The sequence below is a fragment of the Pseudomonas sp. GZD-209 genome (assembly GCF_049310485.1).
GTDB classification, from domain to species: Bacteria; Pseudomonadota; Gammaproteobacteria; order Pseudomonadales; family Pseudomonadaceae; genus Aquipseudomonas; species Aquipseudomonas sichuanensis.
This window is the reverse complement of sequence record NZ_JBMOWQ010000091.1, coordinates 24,130-44,700: the sequence shown is the minus strand read 5'-3', so window position 1 is coordinate 44,700 and position 20,571 is coordinate 24,130. Positions and strand designations below refer to the sequence as shown.

16 protein-coding genes are annotated in these 20,571 nt (G+C 66.8%); 9 read left to right on the top strand and 7 right to left on the bottom strand.

From position 1 onward, the window contains the following. Positions 1–424: 424 nt before the first annotated feature. The 5 genes from ACO6VM_RS12120 to soxR all read left to right on the top strand — a co-directional run bounded on the left by ACO6VM_RS12120 (position 425) and on the right by soxR (position 6,208). Positions 425–1,798: an MFS transporter gene (locus tag ACO6VM_RS12120; RefSeq protein WP_401060720.1), complete on the top strand. Its 1,374-nt coding sequence runs from the start codon at positions 425–427 to the stop codon at positions 1,796–1,798. 208 nt (positions 1,799–2,006) lie between these two features. Next, positions 2,007–3,389, top strand: coding sequence for an aspartate aminotransferase family protein (locus ACO6VM_RS12115; protein WP_401060718.1), 1,383 nt, complete (start codon positions 2,007–2,009; stop codon positions 3,387–3,389). Positions 3,390–3,530: 141 nt separating this feature from the next. After that, positions 3,531–4,910: an APC family permease gene (locus ACO6VM_RS12110; protein WP_422403323.1), complete on the top strand. Its 1,380-nt coding sequence runs from the start codon at positions 3,531–3,533 to the stop codon at positions 4,908–4,910. Positions 4,911–5,058: 148 nt separating this feature from the next. After that, positions 5,059–5,685, top strand: coding sequence for an alpha/beta fold hydrolase (locus ACO6VM_RS12105; RefSeq protein ID WP_401060714.1), 627 nt, complete (start codon positions 5,059–5,061; stop codon positions 5,683–5,685). 73 nt (positions 5,686–5,758) lie between these two features. Beyond that, positions 5,759–6,208, top strand: coding sequence for a redox-sensitive transcriptional activator SoxR (gene soxR / locus ACO6VM_RS12100; protein ID WP_401060741.1), 450 nt, complete (start codon positions 5,759–5,761; stop codon positions 6,206–6,208). A 431-nt stretch (positions 6,209–6,639) separates the two neighbouring features. On the opposite strand, the gene ACO6VM_RS12095 is transcribed toward soxR, so the two are convergent. Then, on the bottom strand, positions 6,640–7,293 hold the full coding sequence (locus tag ACO6VM_RS12095; RefSeq protein ID WP_401060712.1) for an SMI1/KNR4 family protein: 654 nt from the start codon (positions 7,291–7,293) through the stop codon (positions 6,640–6,642). 55 nt (positions 7,294–7,348) lie between these two features. Further along, positions 7,349–8,419 carry a sigma-54 interaction domain-containing protein gene (locus ACO6VM_RS12090; RefSeq protein WP_401060710.1) on the bottom strand — a complete coding sequence of 357 codons (1,071 nt, stop codon included), beginning with the start codon at positions 8,417–8,419 and terminating at the stop codon, positions 7,349–7,351. Between the two features lie 262 nt (positions 8,420–8,681). Here ACO6VM_RS12090 and ACO6VM_RS12085 point away from each other — a divergent pair, with 262 nt between their 5' ends. The 4 genes from ACO6VM_RS12085 to ACO6VM_RS12070 are packed head-to-tail and all read left to right on the top strand — an operon-like array spanning position 8,682 to position 13,481. Beyond that, positions 8,682–9,761: a PhnD/SsuA/transferrin family substrate-binding protein gene (locus ACO6VM_RS12085; protein WP_422403322.1), complete on the top strand. Its 1,080-nt coding sequence runs from the start codon at positions 8,682–8,684 to the stop codon at positions 9,759–9,761. Further along, positions 9,758–10,948 carry an LLM class flavin-dependent oxidoreductase gene (locus ACO6VM_RS12080; RefSeq protein ID WP_422403321.1) on the top strand — a complete coding sequence of 397 codons (1,191 nt, stop codon included), beginning with the start codon at positions 9,758–9,760 and terminating at the stop codon, positions 10,946–10,948. The genes ACO6VM_RS12085 and ACO6VM_RS12080 overlap by 4 nt, the downstream gene beginning before the upstream one ends. Further along, entirely contained in the window at positions 10,945–12,525 is a 1,581-nt protein-coding gene (locus ACO6VM_RS12075; RefSeq protein WP_401060705.1) for an ABC transporter substrate-binding protein, read from the top strand. Before ACO6VM_RS12080 ends, ACO6VM_RS12075 begins: the two co-directional genes overlap by 4 nt. Continuing rightward, positions 12,525–13,481: an ABC transporter permease gene (locus ACO6VM_RS12070; protein WP_422403320.1), complete on the top strand. Its 957-nt coding sequence runs from the start codon at positions 12,525–12,527 to the stop codon at positions 13,479–13,481. The genes ACO6VM_RS12075 and ACO6VM_RS12070 overlap by 1 nt, the downstream gene beginning before the upstream one ends. Here ACO6VM_RS12070 and ACO6VM_RS12065 read toward each other — a convergent pair. From ACO6VM_RS12065 to ACO6VM_RS12045, 5 genes are all read right to left on the bottom strand, one after another. After that, positions 13,453–14,982 carry an ATP-binding cassette domain-containing protein gene (locus ACO6VM_RS12065; RefSeq protein WP_422403319.1) on the bottom strand — a complete coding sequence of 510 codons (1,530 nt, stop codon included), beginning with the start codon at positions 14,980–14,982 and terminating at the stop codon, positions 13,453–13,455. The two genes, ACO6VM_RS12070 and ACO6VM_RS12065, sit on opposite strands and share 29 nt — an antisense overlap. Further along, positions 14,975–15,799, bottom strand: coding sequence for an ABC transporter permease (locus ACO6VM_RS12060; protein ID WP_401060699.1), 825 nt, complete (start codon positions 15,797–15,799; stop codon positions 14,975–14,977). The genes ACO6VM_RS12065 and ACO6VM_RS12060 overlap by 8 nt, the downstream gene beginning before the upstream one ends. 3 nt (positions 15,800–15,802) lie before the next feature. Then, on the bottom strand, positions 15,803–16,978 hold the full coding sequence (locus ACO6VM_RS12055) for an LLM class flavin-dependent oxidoreductase (protein ID WP_258646305.1): 1,176 nt from the start codon (positions 16,976–16,978) through the stop codon (positions 15,803–15,805). A 79-nt stretch (positions 16,979–17,057) separates the two neighbouring features. Next, entirely contained in the window at positions 17,058–19,289 is a 2,232-nt protein-coding gene (locus ACO6VM_RS12050) for a TonB-dependent receptor (protein WP_422403318.1), read from the bottom strand. Then, positions 19,286–20,371 (bottom strand): ABC transporter substrate-binding protein, encoded by a 1,086-nt coding sequence (locus ACO6VM_RS12045; RefSeq protein WP_125463777.1) that lies wholly within the window; start codon positions 20,369–20,371, stop codon positions 19,286–19,288. The genes ACO6VM_RS12050 and ACO6VM_RS12045 overlap by 4 nt, the downstream gene beginning before the upstream one ends. Positions 20,372–20,571: the final 200 nt, after the last annotated feature.

The window sequence follows — 20,571 nt, the reverse complement described above, 5'->3', positions numbered from 1 at the left end:
TAAGGGAACCCTCCCCCCCCGAGGGGGTTCGGGGTCGTGTTTCCCCCCCCCGCGATCAGCTGGCACGATCGATTATTCGCAGGTAAAGTCGCCCCGGCAATGCACTTTGTACGAAACGGTTAGTTTTTGTTCGATTACCGAACAAAACCCGTTTCGACGAATTGATTCACCCCGCCCCGTGAACAACCATGATCACCAGTCGCAGGCCCGCCGGCCTTTCTTGCTGCCACGCCGGTCGTTCGGCGGAACCTGCGCTGTACAGCCCAACGTCACCACATAATAAGTTCAATAAAACGGGTACCGACCTATGCACAGCTTCCTCGCCCTGCGATCCGCATCGCCACGTTCGTCTTCTCCCCATAGCCCCGTTGCCGTGCCCCGCGCGCGCTGACCACCGGCCCCTGACAAGAACAACGGAGACAACATGGCCCACTCAAGTTCCCAAGCCAAGAAAGCCACCGCCAGCGGATGGATCGGCTCTGCCCTCGAGTACTACGACTTCTTCATCTATGCCCAGGCCGCGGCGCTGATCTTCCCGCAGATCTTCTTCCCCAACACCGACCCGAAGATGGCCATCATCGCCTCGCTGGCCACCTATGGCGTGGGTTACCTGGCGCGCCCGGTGGGTGCCTTCGTGCTTGGCCACTGGGGTGATACCCGTGGGCGCAAGAACGTGCTGCTGCTGTGCATGTTCCTGATGGGCTTGTCGACCATGGCCGTGGGCCTGCTGCCCACCTACCACGACATCGGCCTGCTCGCCCCGGCGCTGCTGGTGCTGCTGCGCCTGGTGCAGGGCTTCGCCGTGGCCGGCGAAATCTCCGGGGCCAGCTCGATGATCATGGAGCACGCCCCCTTCGGCCGCCGCGGCTACTACGCAAGCTTTACCCTGCAGGGCGTGCAGGCCGGCCAGGTGATGGCGGCGGCGGTGTTCCTGCCGCTGGCCTACTTCATGCCCAGCGAAGCGTTCAACGAGTGGGGCTGGCGCATTCCGTTCCTGATGAGCGCCGTGGTGCTGATCGCCGGTTTCATCATCCGCAAAGAGGTGCATGAGACCCCGGCCTTCGTCCAGGAAGAAAAACAGGACAAGGTGGCCAAGTCGCCGATCAGCGAAGCCTTCCGCCACAGCTGGAAGCACATGGTGCTGGTGATGTTCATGGCCCTGATGAACGTGATCCCGGTGGTCGCCACCATCTTCGGCGCGGCCTACGCGGTGCAGCCGGCCTACGGCATCGGCTTCGACAAGAGCGTGTACCTGTGGATCCCGGTGGTGGGCAACATCGTCGCGGTGCTGGTGATCCCCTTCGTCGGCAACCTTTCCGACAAGATCGGCCGCCGCCCGACCATGATCGCCGGCTGCCTGGGCTCGGGCCTGCTGGCCTTCGTCTACCTGTACGCGATCAGCATCCAGAACGTGCCGCTGGCGTTCGTCGCCTCGATCGTCATGTGGGGCATGGTCTACCAGGGCTACAACGCGGTATTCCCAAGCTTCTACCCAGAGCTGTTCCAGACCCGCTACCGGGTTTCGGCCATGGCCATCGCGCAGAACATCGGCACCATGCTCACCGCCATGCTGCCGGCCCTGTTCGCCCTGGTGGCGCCACCGGGTTCGGACAACATCCCAATGGTGGTCGGTGGCCTGGCGTTCTTCATCACCTGCGTGTGCGCCTTTGCCGCGTACCTCGCGCCGGAGACGCACCGCCTGGCCATGGAAGACCTGGGCAATCCGCAGGCCCAGCCCATGGAGCGCGAAGCCTATGAGGCCAGCCGCAAGGGCAGTTTGAAGGCGTTCACTCACTAACAAACCAAGGGCCGCTCAGCGGCCCTTTTGCTATCTGGCACATGCCTTCTGGAAGACGCGCCACTCACCAAAACGGGTGATTTCGGCGATTGCGCGGGTGTGGGAGCATTTCTCCAACCCCAGGGCCCAGGACCGGCGCCCGTTCAAGCAGAGGACCTGCCCCCCGATTGCATCCCCCTTGCGCGACTTCCAAGAAAGAGAAAAAGCCATGAATGCTCCCTTCGCACCGCAACGCCAGACCCAGGACTACCAACAGGCCGACGCCGCTCACCACATTCATGCGTTCCTGGATCAGAAGGCCCTGAACGCCGAAGGGCCGCGGGTGATGGTGCGCGGTGAGCGCCTGAACCTGTGGGACAACGACGGCAACCGCTACCTCGATGGCATGTCCGGCCTGTGGTGCACCCAGCTCGGCTATGGCCGCCGCGACCTGACCGCCGCCGCCGCCGCGCAGATGGACCAGCTGGCCTACTACAACATGTTCTTCCACACCACCCACCCGGCGGTGATCGAGCTGTCCGAGCTGCTGTTCAGCCTGCTGCCGGGCCACTACAGCCACGCCATCTACACCAACTCCGGCTCCGAGGCCAACGAGGTGCTGATCCGCACCGTGCGCCGTTACTGGCAGGTCGTCGGCCAGCCGCAGAAAAAGATCATGATCGGCCGCTGGAACGGCTACCACGGCTCGACCCTGGCGGCCACCGCCCTGGGCGGCATGAAGTTCATGCACGAGATGGGCGGGCTGATCCCCGACATCGCCCACATCGACGAGCCCTACTGGTACGCCGCCGGCGGCGAGCTGACCCCGGCCGAGTTCGGCAAGCGCTGCGCCCTGCAACTGGAAGAGAAGATTCTCGAACTGGGCGCCGAGAACGTCGCCGGCTTCATCGCCGAGCCGTTCCAGGGCGCTGGCGGCATGATCTTCCCGCCCGAGAGCTACTGGCCGGAAATCCAGCGCATCTGCCGCCAGTACGACGTGCTGCTGTGCGCCGACGAAGTCATCGGCGGCTTCGGCCGCACCGGCGAATGGTTCGCCCACGAATACTTCGGCTTCCAGCCCGACACCCTGTCCATCGCCAAAGGCCTGACCAGCGGCTACGTGCCCATGGGCGGCCTGGTGCTGAGCAAGCGCATTGCCGAAGCTCTGGTGGAGCGCGGCGGTGTGTTCGCCCACGGCCTGACCTACTCCGGCCACCCGGTGGCCGCTGCGGTGGCTGTGGCCAACCTCAAGGCCCTGCGCGACGAAAGCATCGTCGCCACGGTGAAGGACGACACCGGCCCCTACCTGCAGCAGTTGCTGCGCGAAACCTTCAGCGATCACCCGCTGATCGGCGACATCCAGGGCACCGGCCTGCTGGGCGCCCTGCAGTTCGCCGAAGACAAGGCCACCCGCAAGCGCTTCGCCAACGAAAACGACCTGGCCTGGCAGTGCCGCACCTTCGGTTTCGAAGAGGGCGTGATCATCCGCTCCACCCTCGGCCGCATGATCATGGCCCCGGCCCTGATCGCCACCCGCAGCGAACTCGACGAGCTGGTGGAAAAGACCCGCATCGCCGTCGACCGCACCGCACGCCTGGTCGGCAAGCTCTGACCTGAACCCGCCGCCCACCCCTGCCAGGGTGGGCGGCTTGCGTGCACGGCCCCGGCCGCCCCCGCCTCAAGTGAAGCTCTCCAGACGGTGCGCGCCCCGCGTGTACCGCGGCGTCCTGTCGTCAATTTCCAGGAGTTCGCAATGCATACAACAACAAATACAGCCGATGCTCACGCCCATCCGTCCCCGTCGCAGGCCGGCGCAAGCGGTCGCTTCCGGCTAACCATGGGCCTTACCGCGCTGGTGCTGTTCGGCCTGGCGTACATGGTGCCGCTGGCGGTGTTCACCACCTACGGCCTGGTCACCCAGATGACCAAGGGCCACCTGCCCACCGCCTACCTGCTGACCCTGGCCGCCATGCTGCTGACCGCCTACAGCTACGGCCGCATGGTCCAGGCCCACCCGTTCTCAGGCTCCGTGTACACCTACACCCGCAAGGCCTTCGGCAGCTACTTCGGCTTCATGGCCGGCTGGACCTTGCTGCTCGACTACATCTTCCTGCCGTTGCTCAGCTACCTGCTGATCGGCATCTACATGGCCGAATACTTCCCCGCCGTGCACGCCTGGGTGTGGGTGCTCGGTTCCATCGCCCTGGTGACCTTCCTCAACCTGATCGGCATCGAATCCATCACCCGGGTCAACTGCGTGCTGGTGGTGGCCCAACTGGTGTTCATCGTGGTCTTCGTCGGCCTGTCGATCCACAACCTGGGCGCCCAGGCCGAGCCGGTTTCGCTGCTCAAGCCGTTCCACCACGAAGGCTTCAACATGCCGCTGATCATGACCGGCGCGGCAGTGCTGTGCCTGTCGTTCCTGGGCTTCGACGCGGTGTCGACCATGGCCGAGGAAACCGCCAACCCCAAGTTCCGCATCCCCCTGGCGATCATGGCGGTGACCCTGTTCGGCGGCCTGCTGTTCTTGATCGTGTCGTGGTGTGCGCAGATGGTGTTCCCCGAGTGGGCCATCTTCAAAGACCCGGACTCCGCCTCGCTGGACGTGATGCGCCGGCTGGGCGGCGAGCTGATGGTCACCGCCTTCACCGCCACTTACGTCGCCGGCTGCTTCGCCTCGGCGATGGTGTCCCAGGCCAGCGTGTCGCGGGTGCTGTTCGCCATGGGCCGCGACGGCGCACTGCCGAAGGTGTTCGGCCGCCTGGTCACCAGGAAGCGCGTGCCCGCCACCGCGATCATGCTGGTCAGCCTGCTGTCGCTGATTGCCCTGTTCATCACCCTCGACACCGTCGCCAACATGATCAGCTTCGGCGCGCTGTTCGCCTTCTCGGCGGTGAACCTGGCGGTGGTCAAGCATTACCTGGTGGACCAGAAACTGCGCGGGGGGCGCAACTGGCTGCTGTATGGCGCAATTCCGGCGCTGGGCTTTCTGACCACCATCTGGTTGTGGACCAGCCTGTCGAGCATGTCGTTCATGATCGGCTTGAGCTGGATGGCGTTGGGGTTCCTGTGTCTGCTGGGGATTACCAAGGCGTTTCGGGTCAAGTTGCCGGCGTTGCAGATGGCGGAGTGAGGGCTTGAGTGGGTGAAAACCCAGAGGAGCACATTTGTGCTCCTTTTCGTTTTATGGCGGTTATCAACTTTCGATCCTGAACGGACATCGTTTGCCAATGGCTGCGAATGGCCGTAGGTTGCTTCACCCCTGACTCAAGGACCGAGCCGTGACTGCTTCCCCCGAAAAAATTCTCTTCCTCCCCGGTGCCTCCGGCAACACCCAGTTCTGGTGCCCCGTCGCCGAAGCCCTCGAAACGTCGATTGCCGTGCAGCACATGGGCTGGCCCGGTTTTGGCAATACGCCAGCCAACCCGAATGTCACCTGCCTTGAGCACCTCGCCGCGCTGGCGATCGCAGAGATCGACAGGCCCACAGCCTTGGTGGCGCAATCCATGGGCGGGGTTGTCGCGGTGCAGATCGCACTCGAGCGCCCCGACCTGATCACTCACCTGGTCCTCGCCGTCACTTCGGGCGGCTTGAACCTCCCCGCTCTGGGGGCCGAGGACTGGCGCACGGCGTTCGAGTCAGATAACCCGAACCTGCCACGCTGGTTCCTGGACGACCGCACCGACCTGTCTGCCCGCTTGCAGGAACTGCAGTTGCCGGTACTGCTGCTGTGGGGTGGCATGGACCCTATCAGCCCGCTCGCGGTTGGCCAGCGGTTGGCGCAACTGATACCGGATGCCAGGCTGCAAGTGTTCCCCGAGGCTGGCCATGACCTTGGCCATACGCATGCCAAGGCTGTCGCGCAACTCATCGACAGGCACCTTGTAACGATTGCGGGAACGATCTGACGGGACTATAAGAGCTCAACTTAACTTGAGGCCAATAGCCGTGGCAGCGAAAACAACCACCGACAGCACACGGATGCTTAGCGTGGGTGAAGTCACCCGACGCAGCGGCGTACCGGTGTCCACGCTGCACTTCTACGAGGCCAAGGGGCTGATCGCCAGCACCCGCACGGCGGGCAACCAGCGGCGCTTCCCGGCACTGGTACTGCGCACCATCGCCATCATCAAGGTGGCACAGCGCACGGGCATTCCCCTTGAGGAAATCAAGCGTGCCCTGGGCCGCTACGCCCCCAACAGCAAGCTCACCGCTGCCCAGTGGGGGGAGATGTCATCGGCCTGGCGGGAGGACCTGAACGCGCGTATTCGCACGCTGGAGGCCCTGCGTGACAGCCTCGACAATTGCATTGGTTGCGGTTGCCTGTCGCTGGAGGATTGCCCATTGCGCAACCCGGGGGATGTGTTGGGTCAGGAAGGTGCGGGGCCGAGGATTCTCGAGAAGGGTGGCCGCTCGACTGGCGAGTCTTGATCGCGATGGCCGGCATCGACCATGCTCAAGGCCGCTTGGTGTCCTTCAGGAGATTGCATCGAGGCTACCAGGTGCTCGGCGATGTTTTTGCAGCGCCCTCAAGATCGAGCGCCGCCCGCGCGGCGCATCGCGGGGCAAGCCCGCTCCCACATCTGTTTCGGGCCAATGAGTCCTGTGAAGGTACCGCTGCCCGCCTTGGCGCATATCTTGAGCCCTGCGAGGCAGCCAAGGCGCCCACGCTGAAATTGTGTCGAGCCAACAAGGCGGACCAGGTAATGGCACAGGAGAGACTGGCCCGAAACAAATGTGGGAGCGGGCTTGCCCCGCGATGCGCCGCGCGGGCGGCGCTCGATCTTGAGGGCGCTACAAAAACACCGGCGAGCACCTAGTGGCCCACATGCGATTGCAAGGCAGGCACCTGGAATCCACCCTCACCCCCCCGGCCGCTGCTCAGCAAACAGAACCTGCACCGAATCCAAAAAGTGATGCAGCTCCGGCACCTTGGTATTCAGGCTGCGCGCCCCATCATCCTCCACCCTGATCGCCACATTGCCAGTCTCGAACTGCTCGACCAGCCACTCCACAAAGGCCTCCAATGAACTGGCCACCACGAATTTCTCTTCTTCATCGCGACCAAAATTGATGACCTGCCCCACGCTGCCCTGCTCCGCAGGGTCCAGGTCCACCCCCAGGTGATTGCCGCCATAGTCGTAGGCAAACGGAATCCAGTAACGGTTGGCATAGAGCGGCTTGATGGCACCCGGTGGTACCGAGCTGCAGAAGTCACTGGCCGCCGCCATATCTTCGTCAGACCACTCCTCGACCAGGTCCTTCCACGACGCCCAGTGTTTAAGGGCCTCCGCCAAAGTCAGGAAAGTCAGCCCAAAGAACGGCCCAGTGCTCGCCTCGCCTTTTTGCCCGTCATGCCACCGGTAGAGTGCTTTCAAACCTTCAGGAAAGTGCTGCCCAACCAGCTCTTCGAACTCGGCCAGCGCGGCCTCCGAGCAGCCTGGCGCCAAGTCTGCATGTACTTCGTCCAGGTTGGTTTCCAACCACGTATCCAGTCGCTCTAATACTGCTTTCATCACAAACCCCCTATGGACGAAGGCTTGAGCATAGAGCAGGACCAGGCACAGCGCCTCACCCCTGGCCGGCCGCCTGGGCTGAAGGCTTCAGCTCGCCGATCAACTCCAGCCGCGCGCGCACGATATTGCGGCTGATGTTGAGTAACCGCCCGGTCTGCAACTGGTTGCCGTGGCAATAGCGGTAAGCCGTGCGGAAGATGGTGGCCTCGATGTGCTCGTACAGGTTGTCCAGGTTCTGTTCGTACAGCGCATTGAGCGCTGCCTCCAGGCTCACCTCCAAGGGCGCGGCGTAGCCGGCGGCGGCCGCTGCCGGCAAGTTGGGCCGCAGATCGGCCAGGTTCAGGTCGCCCGGCTGCACGCGCTGGTGGCGGCACACCAGCAGCGCATGGTGCAGGGCGTTTTCCAGCTCGCGGATATTGCCCGGCCACGGGTGGGTGAGCAGCTTGCGCTCGGCCTCCTCGCTCAGGCACGCACGCTGGTAGCCCAGGCGCTGGCAGTGCTCCTCGAGGAAGAACTCGGCCAGCGGCAGGATGTCCCCTGGCCGCTCGCGCAGCGGCGGCAGGCGGATGGTCGCCACGTGCAGGCGGTAGAACAGGTCTTCGCGAAAGTGCCCGGCTACCACCGCGTCGGCCAGGTTGACGTTGGTCGCGGCCACCAGCCGCACATTGATCGGGATCGGCGTGCGTGACCCCAGGCGCACCACTTCGCGCTCCTGCAACACCCGCAACAGCTTGACCTGCATGCCCAGCGGCAAGTCACCGATCTCGTCGAGGAACAGGGTGCCGCCGTTGGCCGCCTCGAACCAGCCGGCCTTGTTGCTGGTGGCGCCGGTAAAGGCGCCTTTTTCGTGGCCGAACAGCTCGCTTTCCACCAGGGACTCGGGGAAGGCGCCGCAGTTCACCGCCACGAACGGCGCCTGGCTGCGCCGGCTAAGGTGGTGCACATGGCGAGCGACCAGCTCCTTGCCGGTACCGGTTTCGCCAATGATCAACGCATTGGCTTCACTGGGCGCCAGCCGCTCGATGCGGCTGAGCAACTCCTGGGAGCGCGGGTCCTTGAAAACCAGCACGGTGGCGCGTACCGACTTGGTCAGTTCACGGGCGTGTGGGTGGGTCAGCTGGGTCATGATCGTTTCCTTACAACGGCGGCGATGAGCGTGCCATGGCGCATCATGCCTCAAGTCCTGTTAGGCCAAATAATTATAAATTCGTCTTTGCATATTCCTTTTTACGCATTGCCAACCCACTGCTGCTCCAGCAGCAGTGCAGCAGCAGCTGCTGCCCCCGAACCAGCAGGCGTGCCGCCTGCAGCCCGCTAAAACCGGCGAAAAAACCCTGGCATGCATCTTGCCGACGCCTTGGCATCGCACTCGTCCAAGGATCGCGCCCATGCTCACTTTCTGCCGTAACGGCCTGCTCGCCCTCGCCTCACTGCTCTGCGCCTGGCCACTCCAGGCCGCGCCCCTGTTACCGGTCAGGATTGCCATCGTTTCCTTCACCCAGGGCGGCCAGCCGGTGTTCGGCGGCATCGCCGGGCGGGTCGTGGAAGAAGGCTGGCTGCAACAGGCCCTGCGCGAGCGCGGCGCCGAGCTGCAATGGCAAGCCCTGCCCCACGCCAACGCCGGCCCGCAGATCAACGAAGGCTTCGCCAACGGCAGCCTGGACTTCGCCGTGCGCGGCGACCTGCCCTCGGTGATCGCCCTGGCCGGCGGCGTGCCGGGCAAGCTGGTGGTGCCCGGCGGCAACGGCGACAACGTCTACCTGGTGGTGCCGGCCCACTCCAGCGCCACCACTGTCGAAGACCTCAAGGGCAAACGCCTGGCCCTGCACCGTGGCCGCCCCTGGGAGTTCGCCTTCAGCCAGTTCCTCGCCAGCAAGGGCCTGAGCCTGGCCGACTTCAAGATCAGCAACCTCAACCCCCAGGTAGGCGCCGCCGCCGTGTCCGCCGGCAAGGTCGATGCCGCCGTGCTGCTCAGCGAAAGCTACCTGCTCGAAGACAAGCAGGTGGCCAAGGTGATCTGGTCGACCAAGCAAGGCAGCAACGACTGGCGCCTGGTCTCCGACCTGTGGGCCACCGACCGCTTCGTCAACGACCACGCCGACCTCACCCAACTGGTCGCCAACGCCTGGGTGCGCGCCGCCGGCTGGATCGCCCAGGAACAGAACGCCGACGCCTTCTACCGCTACGCCTCGCGCGCCGGCACCCCAGAGAGCGTGCTGCGCCGGGAAAGCCAGGGCGACCCGGTGCCGTGGGCGCAGCGCTGGGCACCGAAAACCGACGCCCAACTGCTGGCCCACTACAACGCCCTGAGCCAGTACGCCCTGGACAACAAGCTGGTCCGCGCCAAGGTCGACATCGCCCCGGCGCTGGCCACCCATTTCACCCGCCAGGCCCTGCTCGAACAGAACCTGCAACACACCTGGCCGGCCCTCGACACTGCCCAGAACGCCACCGGAGTTACCCCATGAGCATCGACTTCTTCACCCGCCTGCCGCTGCATGGCGAAACCCTTCACTTGCCCGGCGACCCACGCAACCGCGGCGACTGGCAGGCAGCATCCAACGAAGGCGGCGCAGTCTCCGACTTTGCCGTGGGCGACGACTTCACCTACATCGACTACCTCGGCCAGATCGCCCGCGCCGCCGAAATCAACGGCTTCGGCGGCGTGCTGATGGTCAACGCCCCCAGCGGCGAAGAGCCGTGGACGGTGTGCTCGCTGCTGGCCCGGGAAACCCGCAGGCTCAAGTTCGTCACCGCCTTCCAGCCCTTCCACTTCTCGCCCTTCGCCGCCGCGCAGATGGCCGCGACCTACCAGCGCGCCAGCGGCAACCGCCTGGTGTGGAACATCATCAACGGCGGCTCGGAGGTGATCCAGCGCCAGGTCGGCGACTTCACCGACCACGACGACCGCTACCGCCGCGCCAGCGAATTCCTCGACGTGGTCAAGGGCTACTGGCACAACGAGCAGTTCCACTACCAGGGCACCTACTACCAGGCGGACGGCGGCGGCCTGCGCGGCCCGCAGAAAAAAGCCGAGCTGCCGCTGATCTGCACCGCCGGCTCCTCGGAGGCGGCCCGCGAGCTGGCCGCCAGGCACGCTGATTACTACCTGATGCGCGCCGAACGCCCCGAGGATATCCGCGCCCTGATCGACGATGTGCGCCAGCGCGCCAGCGCCCACGGCAACCCCGGGATCCGCTTCGGCCTGTCGATCGACGTGATCACCCGCCCCAGCGACGAGGAAGCCTTCGCCGAAGCCAAGCGCTATTTCGACGAAGGCATCGCCAAGGGCGTGGTCAAGGCCCTGGCCGCCCATGCCGGGCTGCGCTCGGCGCGCAAGCTGAGCTTCGAACACGAATACGGCGACAAGCACGCAGGCGTGGCCTTCGATGACTTCTTCATCCACCCCAACGTCTGGTCCGGCTTCGGCTACATCGGCCTGCCGCCGGGCATCGCCCTGGTGGGCAGCTACGCGAACGTGGTGGCGCGCATCCGCGAGTACCACGCGGTGGGCATCGACCTGTTCTTCCTCGCCGGCTACCCGCACCTGGAAGAAAGCTACCGCATCGGCGAGCACATCCTGCCGCACTTCCGTCAGCAGCGCCGCCCCGCCAGCCGCCAGGCAGCGGCCAGCAACCCGGGGGTGCCGGCATGATCGAGCGCCCACCTTTCGGCCGGCGTCGCTTCATCGGCGCCAGCCTGGCCCTCGGCGGCCTGGCGCTGGGCGCCGGGCTGCTCGGCGGCTGCGACCAAGCCCCGCGCCCTGCCACCAGCAGCACCGGCGACAGCGGCCCGCGCCATGGCGGGCGCCTGCGCCTGGGCATCATCGACGGCGGCCCCGGCGGCGACCTGGATGCCCACAAGCCCATGGGCGGCGGCATCGTCCGCGGCTTCGCCCTGTACAGCAAACTGTGGGAATGGGACGAAAACATGCTGCCGCGTCTGGCCCTGGCCGAAGAGGCCGAGGTCAGCGCCGACGGCAAGGTGTGGACCCTGCGCCTGCGCCAGGGCCTGGAGTTCCACCACGGCAAGACCATCGACGCCGACGACCTGATCTTCTCGGTGCGCCGCCTCACCGACCCGCAACTGGCCTCGCCCTACGCCGCGCTGTTGCACTGGATCGACCGCGACAACCTGCAAAAGCTCGACAACCGCACCATCCGCGTACGCTTCGTCGACGGCGCCGGCTTCGTGCCGCTGCCGGAAACCTGGGTCAACTTCGGCGGCATCGTGCCGGTGGACTACCACCCGCAAACCAACCCAGTCGGCGCCGGCCCCTACAAGCTGAAAAGCTTCACCCCCGGCCAGCGCTCGCTGTTCACCCGCTTCGAGAACTACTACAAGCCCAACCAGCCCTACGCCGACGAGCTGGAGATCATCGACTTCAAGGACCAGAACGCCCGCCTGGCCGCGCTGCAGGCCGGGCAGATCGACCTGGCCAACGCCCTGGCCGGCGAGCACCTGCGCCTGTTGCAAGGCGTGCCCAACGTGCACACCCTCAGCTCGGTGACCAGCAACTGGCTGAGCTTCGACATGAACACGCAAAAAGCGCCGTTCGATGACGTGCGGGTGCGCCAGGCCTTCCGCCTGCTGGCCGACCGCGAAGAGCTGGTGGCCCGCGCCCTGAACGGCCAGGGCCGGGTGGCCAACGACCTGTACGCGCCCCACGACCCGACCTTCGACCACAGCATTGCCCCGCGCCCCCACGACGTGGCGCAGGCCAGGGCGCTGCTGCGCGAGGCCGGCCACGAGCAGCTCAGCGTCGAACTGGTGGCCGAACAGGACGGCGCCGCCGTGACCTCGGCGCTGGTGTTCGCCGAACAGGCCAAGCGCGCCGGCGTCGACGTCCAGGTGCGCCAGGTCGACAGCGCCACCTTCAACGGCCCCCAGCACACCGAATGGGCCTTCAGCACCGGCGGCAGCATCGGTGCGCCGTTCCTCACCTGCGCCCTGCACGCCGACGCGCCGGTGTCGGTGGCCAACAAGACCCATTTCAACGACCCGCAGTTTGCCGAGCTGTTCCTCAAGGCCCTGGCCGAGCCGGACCTTGCCAAACGCACCCCGCTGGTCCACGCGGCGCAACGAATCCAGTACGAGCGCGGCGGCCTGCTGGTATGGGGCTACGCCAACCTGCTGGACGGCGTCTCCAGCCGGGTGGGCGGCGCGCACGCCGAGAAGACCCTGTTCCCCACCTGGCGCTTCGACCAGTTGTGGCTCAAGGAGCACGCCTGATGCGGCCCTTGCGTTGGCTCACGCTGCGCCTGGGCGGCGGACTGTTGGGGGTGCTGAGCATCAGCCTGCTGGTGTTCCTCGCCATCCGCCTGCTGCCCTCGGACCCGGCACGGGTGATCCTCGGCCCCGGCGCGCCGGCATCGAGCGTGCAGGCCCTGCGGCACCAACTGGGCATGGACCGGCCCCTGGCCAGCCAATACCTGGACTGGCTGGGCAGCGCCCTGCGCGGTGACTTCGGCCAGTCGCTGGATTCCCACGTCGCCGTGGTGCCGCTGCTGGCCGAGCGCCTGGGCGCCTCGCTGGCCCTGCTCGGCGCCTTCGCGCTGCCGGCGCTGCTGCTGGCGCTGGCCCTGGGCAGCCTGCTGGCGCTGCGCCAGGGCGGCCGGCTCGACCGCCTGTGCCTGCCGCTGCTGGCGCTGTTCAAGTCGCTGCCGGTGTTCGTCGTCGCGGTGCTGTTGATCATGCTGCTGGCCACCAGCGTGTTCACCTGGCTGCCGGCCATGTCGCTGCTCGACAGCGAGCGTTCGCCCTGGGCCCAGCCCCGCTACCTGGCCCTGCCGGCACTGACCCTGTTGCTGTCGGCCGCGCCCTACCTGGTGCGCCTGCAACGGACGGCAATGATCGAAGCCTGGAACAGCGACTACCTCGACGCCGCCCGCCTGCGCGGCATCGCGCCCTGGCGCCTGCTGCTGCGCCACGCCCTGCCCAATGCCGTGCTGCCGCTGGTGCAGGGCATGGCCCTGGTGCTCAGCGTGTTCTTCAGCAGCGTGTTGCTGGTGGAAATCGCCTTCAACTACCCGGGGCTGGGCAATCTGCTCAACGACGCCTTGCGCCGCCGCGACGTGCCGCTGATCCAGGCCGGCATCAGCCTGGTCGCGGCCTTCGTGGTGCTGGTCAATCTGCTGGCCGATGCGCTGACGGTACTGCTTACCCCACGGCTGCGCACGGCGGGTTGAGCAACGCCGGCGCAAGGTCCGCCGGGCGCTCCAGCAGCCACCCGGCGTCGAAGGTCAGCACCCGGTTGGCCAGGCTGCGCACCACCTGCGGGTCATGGGTGACGAACAGCACGGCCAGGCCCTCGGCCTGCAAACCTTGCAGCAGGTCGAGGATCGCCACCTGGGTGGCGGCGTCCAGCGCCGAGGTGATCTCGTCGCACACCAACACTTTCGGCCTGCACGCCAGGGCGCGGGCGATGGCGACCCGCTGGCGTTCACCACCGGACAACTCACCGGGGTACTTGCGCAGCACCTCCAACGGCAACGCCACCTTGGCCAGCGCCTCGGCCAAGGCCGCCTGCAATGCCGCACCGGCCAGGCCGAAGCAGTGGCGCAGCGGCGTGGCCAGGCTCTGAGCAATGCGCAAGCGAGGGTTCAGCGCCCGGTAGGCATTCTGGAACACGTACTGCACCGCGCGCCGCTGCCGGGCATCGCGCTTGTCCAGAGGCAAGGGCAGCGGCGCACCCTCCAGCAGCAACTGCCCGCTCACCTCCTCACCCAGGCCAACCAACGCCCGGGCCAGGCTGGTCTTGCCGCAACCAGAGGCGCCGACCAGCGCCAGGCATTCGCCCGCGTGCAAGGTGAAGGCCGCCGCGCTCAGCAAGGCTCGCCCGCCCTGGCGGATCGACAGCCCGCTCACGCTCAGCAGCGCGTCGGCCCCCGGCGCACAAGGCCTGCGCGTCGAGCGTTGCGGCATGGCGGCCAGCAACTGCTGGCCATAAGCATGTCGGGGCTGGCGGAAGAACGCCGTGGCCGTGGCGCTCTCCAGCAACTCACCGTCACGCATCAACAGCACCCGATCGGCCAGCGCCTCGACCAGCCCCAGGTCGTGGGACACATACAGTGCCGCCACCCCGCGCTGCCGGCACAGCCCGCGCAAGGTCTCGAGCACATGGGCCTGGGTGGTCACATCGAGCGCCGTGGTCGGCTCGTCCAGCACGATCAGCCGCGGCTGCAGCACGAACGCCAACGCCAGCAGCAGGCGCTGTTGCTGGCCGCCCGAAAGCTGATGGGCATAACGCCGCAGGAACCCGGCATCGTCGGGTAGGCCGACATCAACCAGGGTCTGGCGCAGCCGCGCCTGTTCGGCGGGGCCCGCCAGGCGCTGATGCGCGCGCAAGGTTTCCAGCAGCAGGCTGCCGATGCGCCGTGCCGGGTTGAGAGCCATGGCCGGGTCCTGCGGCACATAGCCCACCAGAGCGCCACGGGCCTGGCGCAGGGCTTCGCCCTGCAAGCCCAGCAGCGCCTGGCCGGCCACCAGCACCTGCCCTGCACTGACCCTGGCGCCGCGCCTGGCGTGGGCCAACAGCGCCAGGGCCAGGGTCGACTTGCCCGCGCCGGACTCGCCCACCAGGGCAACGATCTCCCCGGCGGCAATGTTCAACGAGATCCCCTTGAGCACCTCGCGCCCCGAGGCCAGGGCCACCCGCAGGCCGCTGACAGTGAGTAGGTGTTCAGACATGGCTACCTTCCTGGAAACAACGGGAAACGCCTTCGGCCAGCAGGTCGCAGGCATAGGCAAACGAAGCGATCAACAACACCGGCAACAGCACCGGCCAAGGCTGCAGGCGCAACCCCATCTGGTTTTCCTGGATCATCAGGCCCCAGTCGGCCGCCGGTGGCGCCACCCCGTAGCCCAAAAAGCTCAAGCCCGAGAGGATGCCGACCGCCCAGGTCAGCAGGTTGCCGTAGTGCACCAACAGCGGCCCGAGCATGTTCGGCAGGATTTCGCCGAGCAGGATCCGCCAGCGCGGCACGCCCAGCAGCCGCACTGCCTCGACGAACTCCTGCCCAGCCAGGGCCAGGGCGCTGCTCCTGGCCAGGCGCAAGGTGCCCGGCAAGAAAGCAAACGCCACGCTCGACACGATCAGCCATGGCTCACGGCCGAGCAACGACACCACCAGCAGCACCAGGATCAAATCCGGAAAAGCCAGCGACAGGTCGGCCAACCACTGCAACAGGCGGTCCGCCCAGCCGCGGCTGAACCCCGCCAGCAGGCCCAGTGCGGTGCCCACCAGCAAGGCCAGGGTGGCGGCGGCCAGGCTCATCAGCACCAGCGAACGACCGCCGGCCAGCACCCGCGACAGCACATCGCGGCCCAGGTAGTCGAAGCCCAGCGGCGCCCCGCTCAGCGCCGGGCCATACACCTCACCGCGCAAGGCGGTGAGGTCATGGGGTGCCAGCCAAGGGCCGCACAAGGCCAACAGCAGGATCGCCGCGAACCACAACAGGCCACGGCGCAACAGCTGCTTTGCCGAACCCTGGGCAACCTGGCGCATGGCTCAGCCCTCCTGGCGATGGGAGCCGTTGAGCGGGGTCACGGCAAAACCGTGGTCCAGCTCCAGCAGCGGGAACAGCAGGTCGGCCACCCGCTGCGCCTCGTCCACCAGCGGAAAGCCCGACAGGATGAACGCCGAAACGCCCTCAGCCTGGTACTCGCGCAAGCGCTCGGCGACCTGCTCGGCGCTGCCGACTAGGTAGGTGCCCGCCGCCGGGCGCAGGATGTCGAAGCCGAACAGGCTGGGGCCGGTCCAAACGTTGGGGTATACCTCCAGGTCACGCAGCGCCGGTAAGCGCCCGGCCTTCAGGGCCTCCAGGCAACGCTGCACGCGCGGGTCTTCGCTGCGGTAGCTGTGCAGCGTCTCGCCCGCCGGCAACTGGCTGGCGACCGCGTCCAGTGCGGTCTGCAACGACGTGCGCTGCAGCAGGTGCTCGGCATGCGCCCAGGCTTGCGCCTCGGTTTCCCGCACGATGATCTGCAGCCGCGTGCCGTAGCTCAAGGTGCGCCCAAGCTTGGCCGCCTCGGCAGCGACCCGGCGGAACTTGTCGCCCAGCTTGCGCGGGGTGTCGGCAAAGCTCAGGTAAACGTCCAGCAGCTCCACCGAATGGGCCACCCCGGCCGGCGAGCTGCCCGCCCCCCAGAACGGCACGCCGGGCAATTGCCGTGGCGCGTTCCAGCCACCCAGCGGGTGCTCGGCGTCCTCGGGCGCACGGGCGGCAAGCTTGACGTAGGGGCTGTCGAACGCCTCGGTACGGCCGGCATACACATGCTGGAACGCACGCCAGTAATCCCGGCTGAACTGGTAGCGCTCGGCGTGGGGGAAATGCACGCCAAGCGACGCCAGCCCGTCATCGTTGCCGTTGACCAGGTTGAGCAGCAGGCGCCCGCCCGAGTACTTGTCGAACGTCAGCGCGTAATGGGCCAACACCGCGGGCGAGAGTTCGCCGGGGTACTGGGCCACCAGAAAGCGCAGGCGCTCGGTGGCGTCGATCAGCGAGGTCGCCGTCACCAGGTTGGCGTTGGGCCCGGTGCCCAGCAGCGCGCCGTAATAGCCCAGGCGGTCGGCCGCCACGGCCACTTGCTTGAGGTGGTTGAAACCGGTTCGCCAGCGGCCCTCGGCCTCCCACGGATAAGGGCCGTCGGGGGCGGTGAGGTACCAGAGCAGTTTGATCGCCATCAGGGTTGTTCCTTGAAAAGAGGTTCGTCGGGTGCACGCGACGGCTCGGGTGCCAAGGCGGGGTGTGCCCCCCGCTCGGTCAGAAGTTGGTGGTGAGCGACAGCCCGTAGGTGCGTCGGTCGCCACGGGCATCCCAGGCGATGTCGAACGGCAACGGCACGCTGTCGGTCTTGTACTGCTTGTCGGTCAGGTTGTTGACGTAGGCGCTGACATCCAGGTCCAGCGCGCCGCCGAAGTGGTAGGTGGCGCTGGCGTTGCCCAGGGTGTAGCCGCCCTGGGACACGCTGTGGTCCTCCTGGGAGGTGGGCAGGAAGTAGATGCGGCCCTGGTAGCGCCAGGTGTTTTCCAGGGTCACGGCATCGCCGCCGGCCAGCGGGATGCGGTAGCGGGCGCCCAGCGACAGGGTGCGCGCCGGCGAGCGGGCGATGCGGTTGCCGGAGTAGTCCACGCCGCCAGAGACGAAGTCCTGCAGTTCGGTGTGCAGCAGGCCGACCGAGGCGTTCAGGTGCAGGTTGTCCAGCGGCAGCGCCTGCAGCTCGAACTCGGCGCCACGGATCACGCCCTGGGCGGCGTTGGTCAGCAGCGACACCACCTGGCCGTCACGCACCGACACCGCGTTGACCTGGATGTCCGAGTAGTCGTAGTAGAAGACGTTGGCATTGGCCACCAGGCGCTCGTCCAGCCATTCGCTCTTGATACCCAGTTCGTAGGCATCGACGGTCTCCGGGGACACCACCGAGGTTTCCGCCTGCACCGTCGCGCCGCCATTGAAGCCACCGGAACGGAAGCCCTTGGCATAACGGAAGTACACCCGCGCGTTGTCGTTCAGCTGGTACTCGGGGGTGAAGTCATAGGTCAGTTTGTTCCAGGTGCGCTTGTCGTCCTGCTGCGCGGCGGTCACCAGAGCGCCGTTATAGCTGCGCCACCAGTCGGCATTGCTGCCCACCGACACGCTGGCGGCGTCGGGTGCGACCACGCGGTCGAGGTCGATGTCCTTGGTCTCGCGTGTCCAGCGCAGGCCAAGGGTCAGGCGCAGGTCATCGGTGGCCTGCCAGGTACTGCTGCCGAACAGCGCGTAGCTAGTGGTGTTCTGCTCAAGGTCGGTACGGCCATAGCTGGCGACGTCGAACGCCTGGTTGTAGGCCGCCGGCAGGATGGCACTGCTGCTGGCGCTGTCGAGGCTTTCGTGGAACAGGTGGGTGCCGACGATCCAGCTGACGGTCTGATCACGCGGCGACGACAGGCGCAGCTCCTGGGACACCTGCTTCCAGTGGTCGTCGCCATAGGAGCGGCCGAACTCGTAGATGCTCATGTTCGGGCCCTGGGCCTTCTCGGTGACATCATCGAAGGCGGTGATCGAGTCCAGTTGCAGCTCGCCGAGCTCCCACTTCAGGCCCAGTTGCACGCCGTTGTGGCGAATGCGGTCTTCGGCCTTGCCGGTGAACGCGGCTTCATCGGTGTCCAGCACCGGGGTCGGGCCGAACAGCGTGGTGTAGCCGGGGCCGCTGCCCCAGGCACGGGTGGCGATGCCCTGGCCGAGGTAGTCGCGGGCATGCAGCTGCAGGGTCGCTTGCAGGTCTTCGGTGATTTGCGCGAGCAGTTGCGCACGCACCGCCTGGTCATGGATATCGCCGACCGTGTGGCCGTCCACCAGGTTCTTCAACTGGCCATCGCGGCTTTGCTCGCTGAAGGCCACCCGCGCCGCCAGGCGGTCCTGTACCAGGCTGCCGCCATAGGCGCCTTCGTACAGCCGCGAGGCGTAGTTGCCGGCATCGACCTTGAAGTAGCCATTGGCGGGGTCGGCAAAGCTCGGCTTGCGCGACACAAAGTTGATCGCCCCGCCAGTGGTGTTCTTGCCCCACAGGGTGCCCTGGGGGCCACGCAGGATTTCCACCCGCTCCAGGTCGTACAGGGGGAAGCCCGTGGCCACGTGGGGGCTGATATACACATCGTCGGTGTAGATGCCCACCGGGTACACCGTGGTCGAGGCCATGTCGCCCGAGCCCATGCCACGGATGTACCAGCGCGGCCGCTGGTGGCCGGCGAACTCCGGGGCGATGGCGTTCGGCACATCCTGCAGCGCCTTGCCGGCGGTGAAGCCGCCACCGGTGTTGCGGATCTGCTCGGCGGACACCGCCGAGATCGCCGCCGGCACATCCTGCAGCGACTCTTCGCGTTTCTGCGCGGTGACGGTGACCGTGGTCAAGGTCTGCGGGTCGGCTTGCGGCGCCACGCTGTCGGCGGCCAGGGCCTGGCCAGCACCCAGGGCGATCAGCAAGGCCAGGCGCTGCAACTGGAAAGGCGGTTTCATGCGGGTGTCACTCCAAGCCGGGCGCCATGACGGCGGGCAATCAGTTCGTGGGCCGCCTGCAGCGGGCGTGGGTCGGCCCAGCCGGCCAACTCGAAGTCGCGTTCGAGAAAACCATGGCGGTAGAGGAAGTTCTTTTGCAGGGCCAGGTATTCCAGGCGCTCGGCAGACAAGTCCGGGTGCAGCGAGGCGTGGAAGTCGCCCCGGTAGGCCTGCTCGATGCCCGCCTGCTCGGAAGCGGTCTCCTCGGCGAGGATGGCGCGCAGCGGGCCAAGGTTGTCCCGGGCCCAGTCGGCCGCCAGCAAGGTCTGGGCGAGAAAGCGCACCACCAGGTCGAAGTGCTCGTCGAGCAGCCGTTGGTGAACGGTGATCGGCCGCGGCGTGCCGTTGTTGATGCGGTAGCGCGGCGCGGCGATCAGGTCGAGGTCGATACCCACCACCAGGCCCAGGCGCCGCGCCGCGTCGGCTGCGGCGCCGCCCTTGACGTAGACCGCATCGACTTCACCGCGCACCAGGTAATCCAGGCCGCTCCACAGCCGTTGCAGGTGGTCGATGCGTGCCGGCCCCGGCCCGTCGTCGAGGCTGGCCAGCGGCACTTCGACCAGTTGCACGTCGTCGAAGTCCAGCCCGCCGAGCTTCAAGGCACTGCTGTAGCCGTGCAGGCTCATGGCCCGGACGAAACTGCCCGGGCGCCCAGCCTCGCTCCAGGCCGGCAGGGCCAGGCGCTTGCCCTTGAGGTCGGCCGGGCGGCTGATGCCCGCATCGCGGCGAACCAGGATGGTCTGCCACTCCTCGATCCAGGTCAGGCCGATCAGCCGAGTGGGCGAGCCCGCCGCGCGCGCCGCCAGGGCCGGCACGTTGCCGCCCTCGCGGATCAGCCCGGGCAGCTCGTGGTCGTAGTGATGGCGGCCCAGTTCACGGGCGTCCTGCAAGGTGTCGACGCGGATGCCGTCGGCGGCAAACTCTTGTTGCAGCCAGCCCAGTTTATAGGCCAGCCCGGAGGCGGTAGGGACCGGGCAACGGGTGAACCACAGGCGGTCCAGAGGCGGGGGCGGCGACGCAGGTGCGCTGGCAGCGTTTGGCATGAAGTACTCCAGGATTGAGAGGGCCGAAAAGGCCGTTTGCCGAGCACATCGCAATGCCCATGCCAACCCCCGCAGCCCAGGTATTCCGGGGCCTTGCGCTCACGCAAAGGGGTAATTGCTGCGCCAGCAGCAGTTGGCCAGCAGTGCGCTGCTGCTGGCTGCGCAAACGGCCCGTCAAAAGCCCCTGCCCCGCCGCTGCC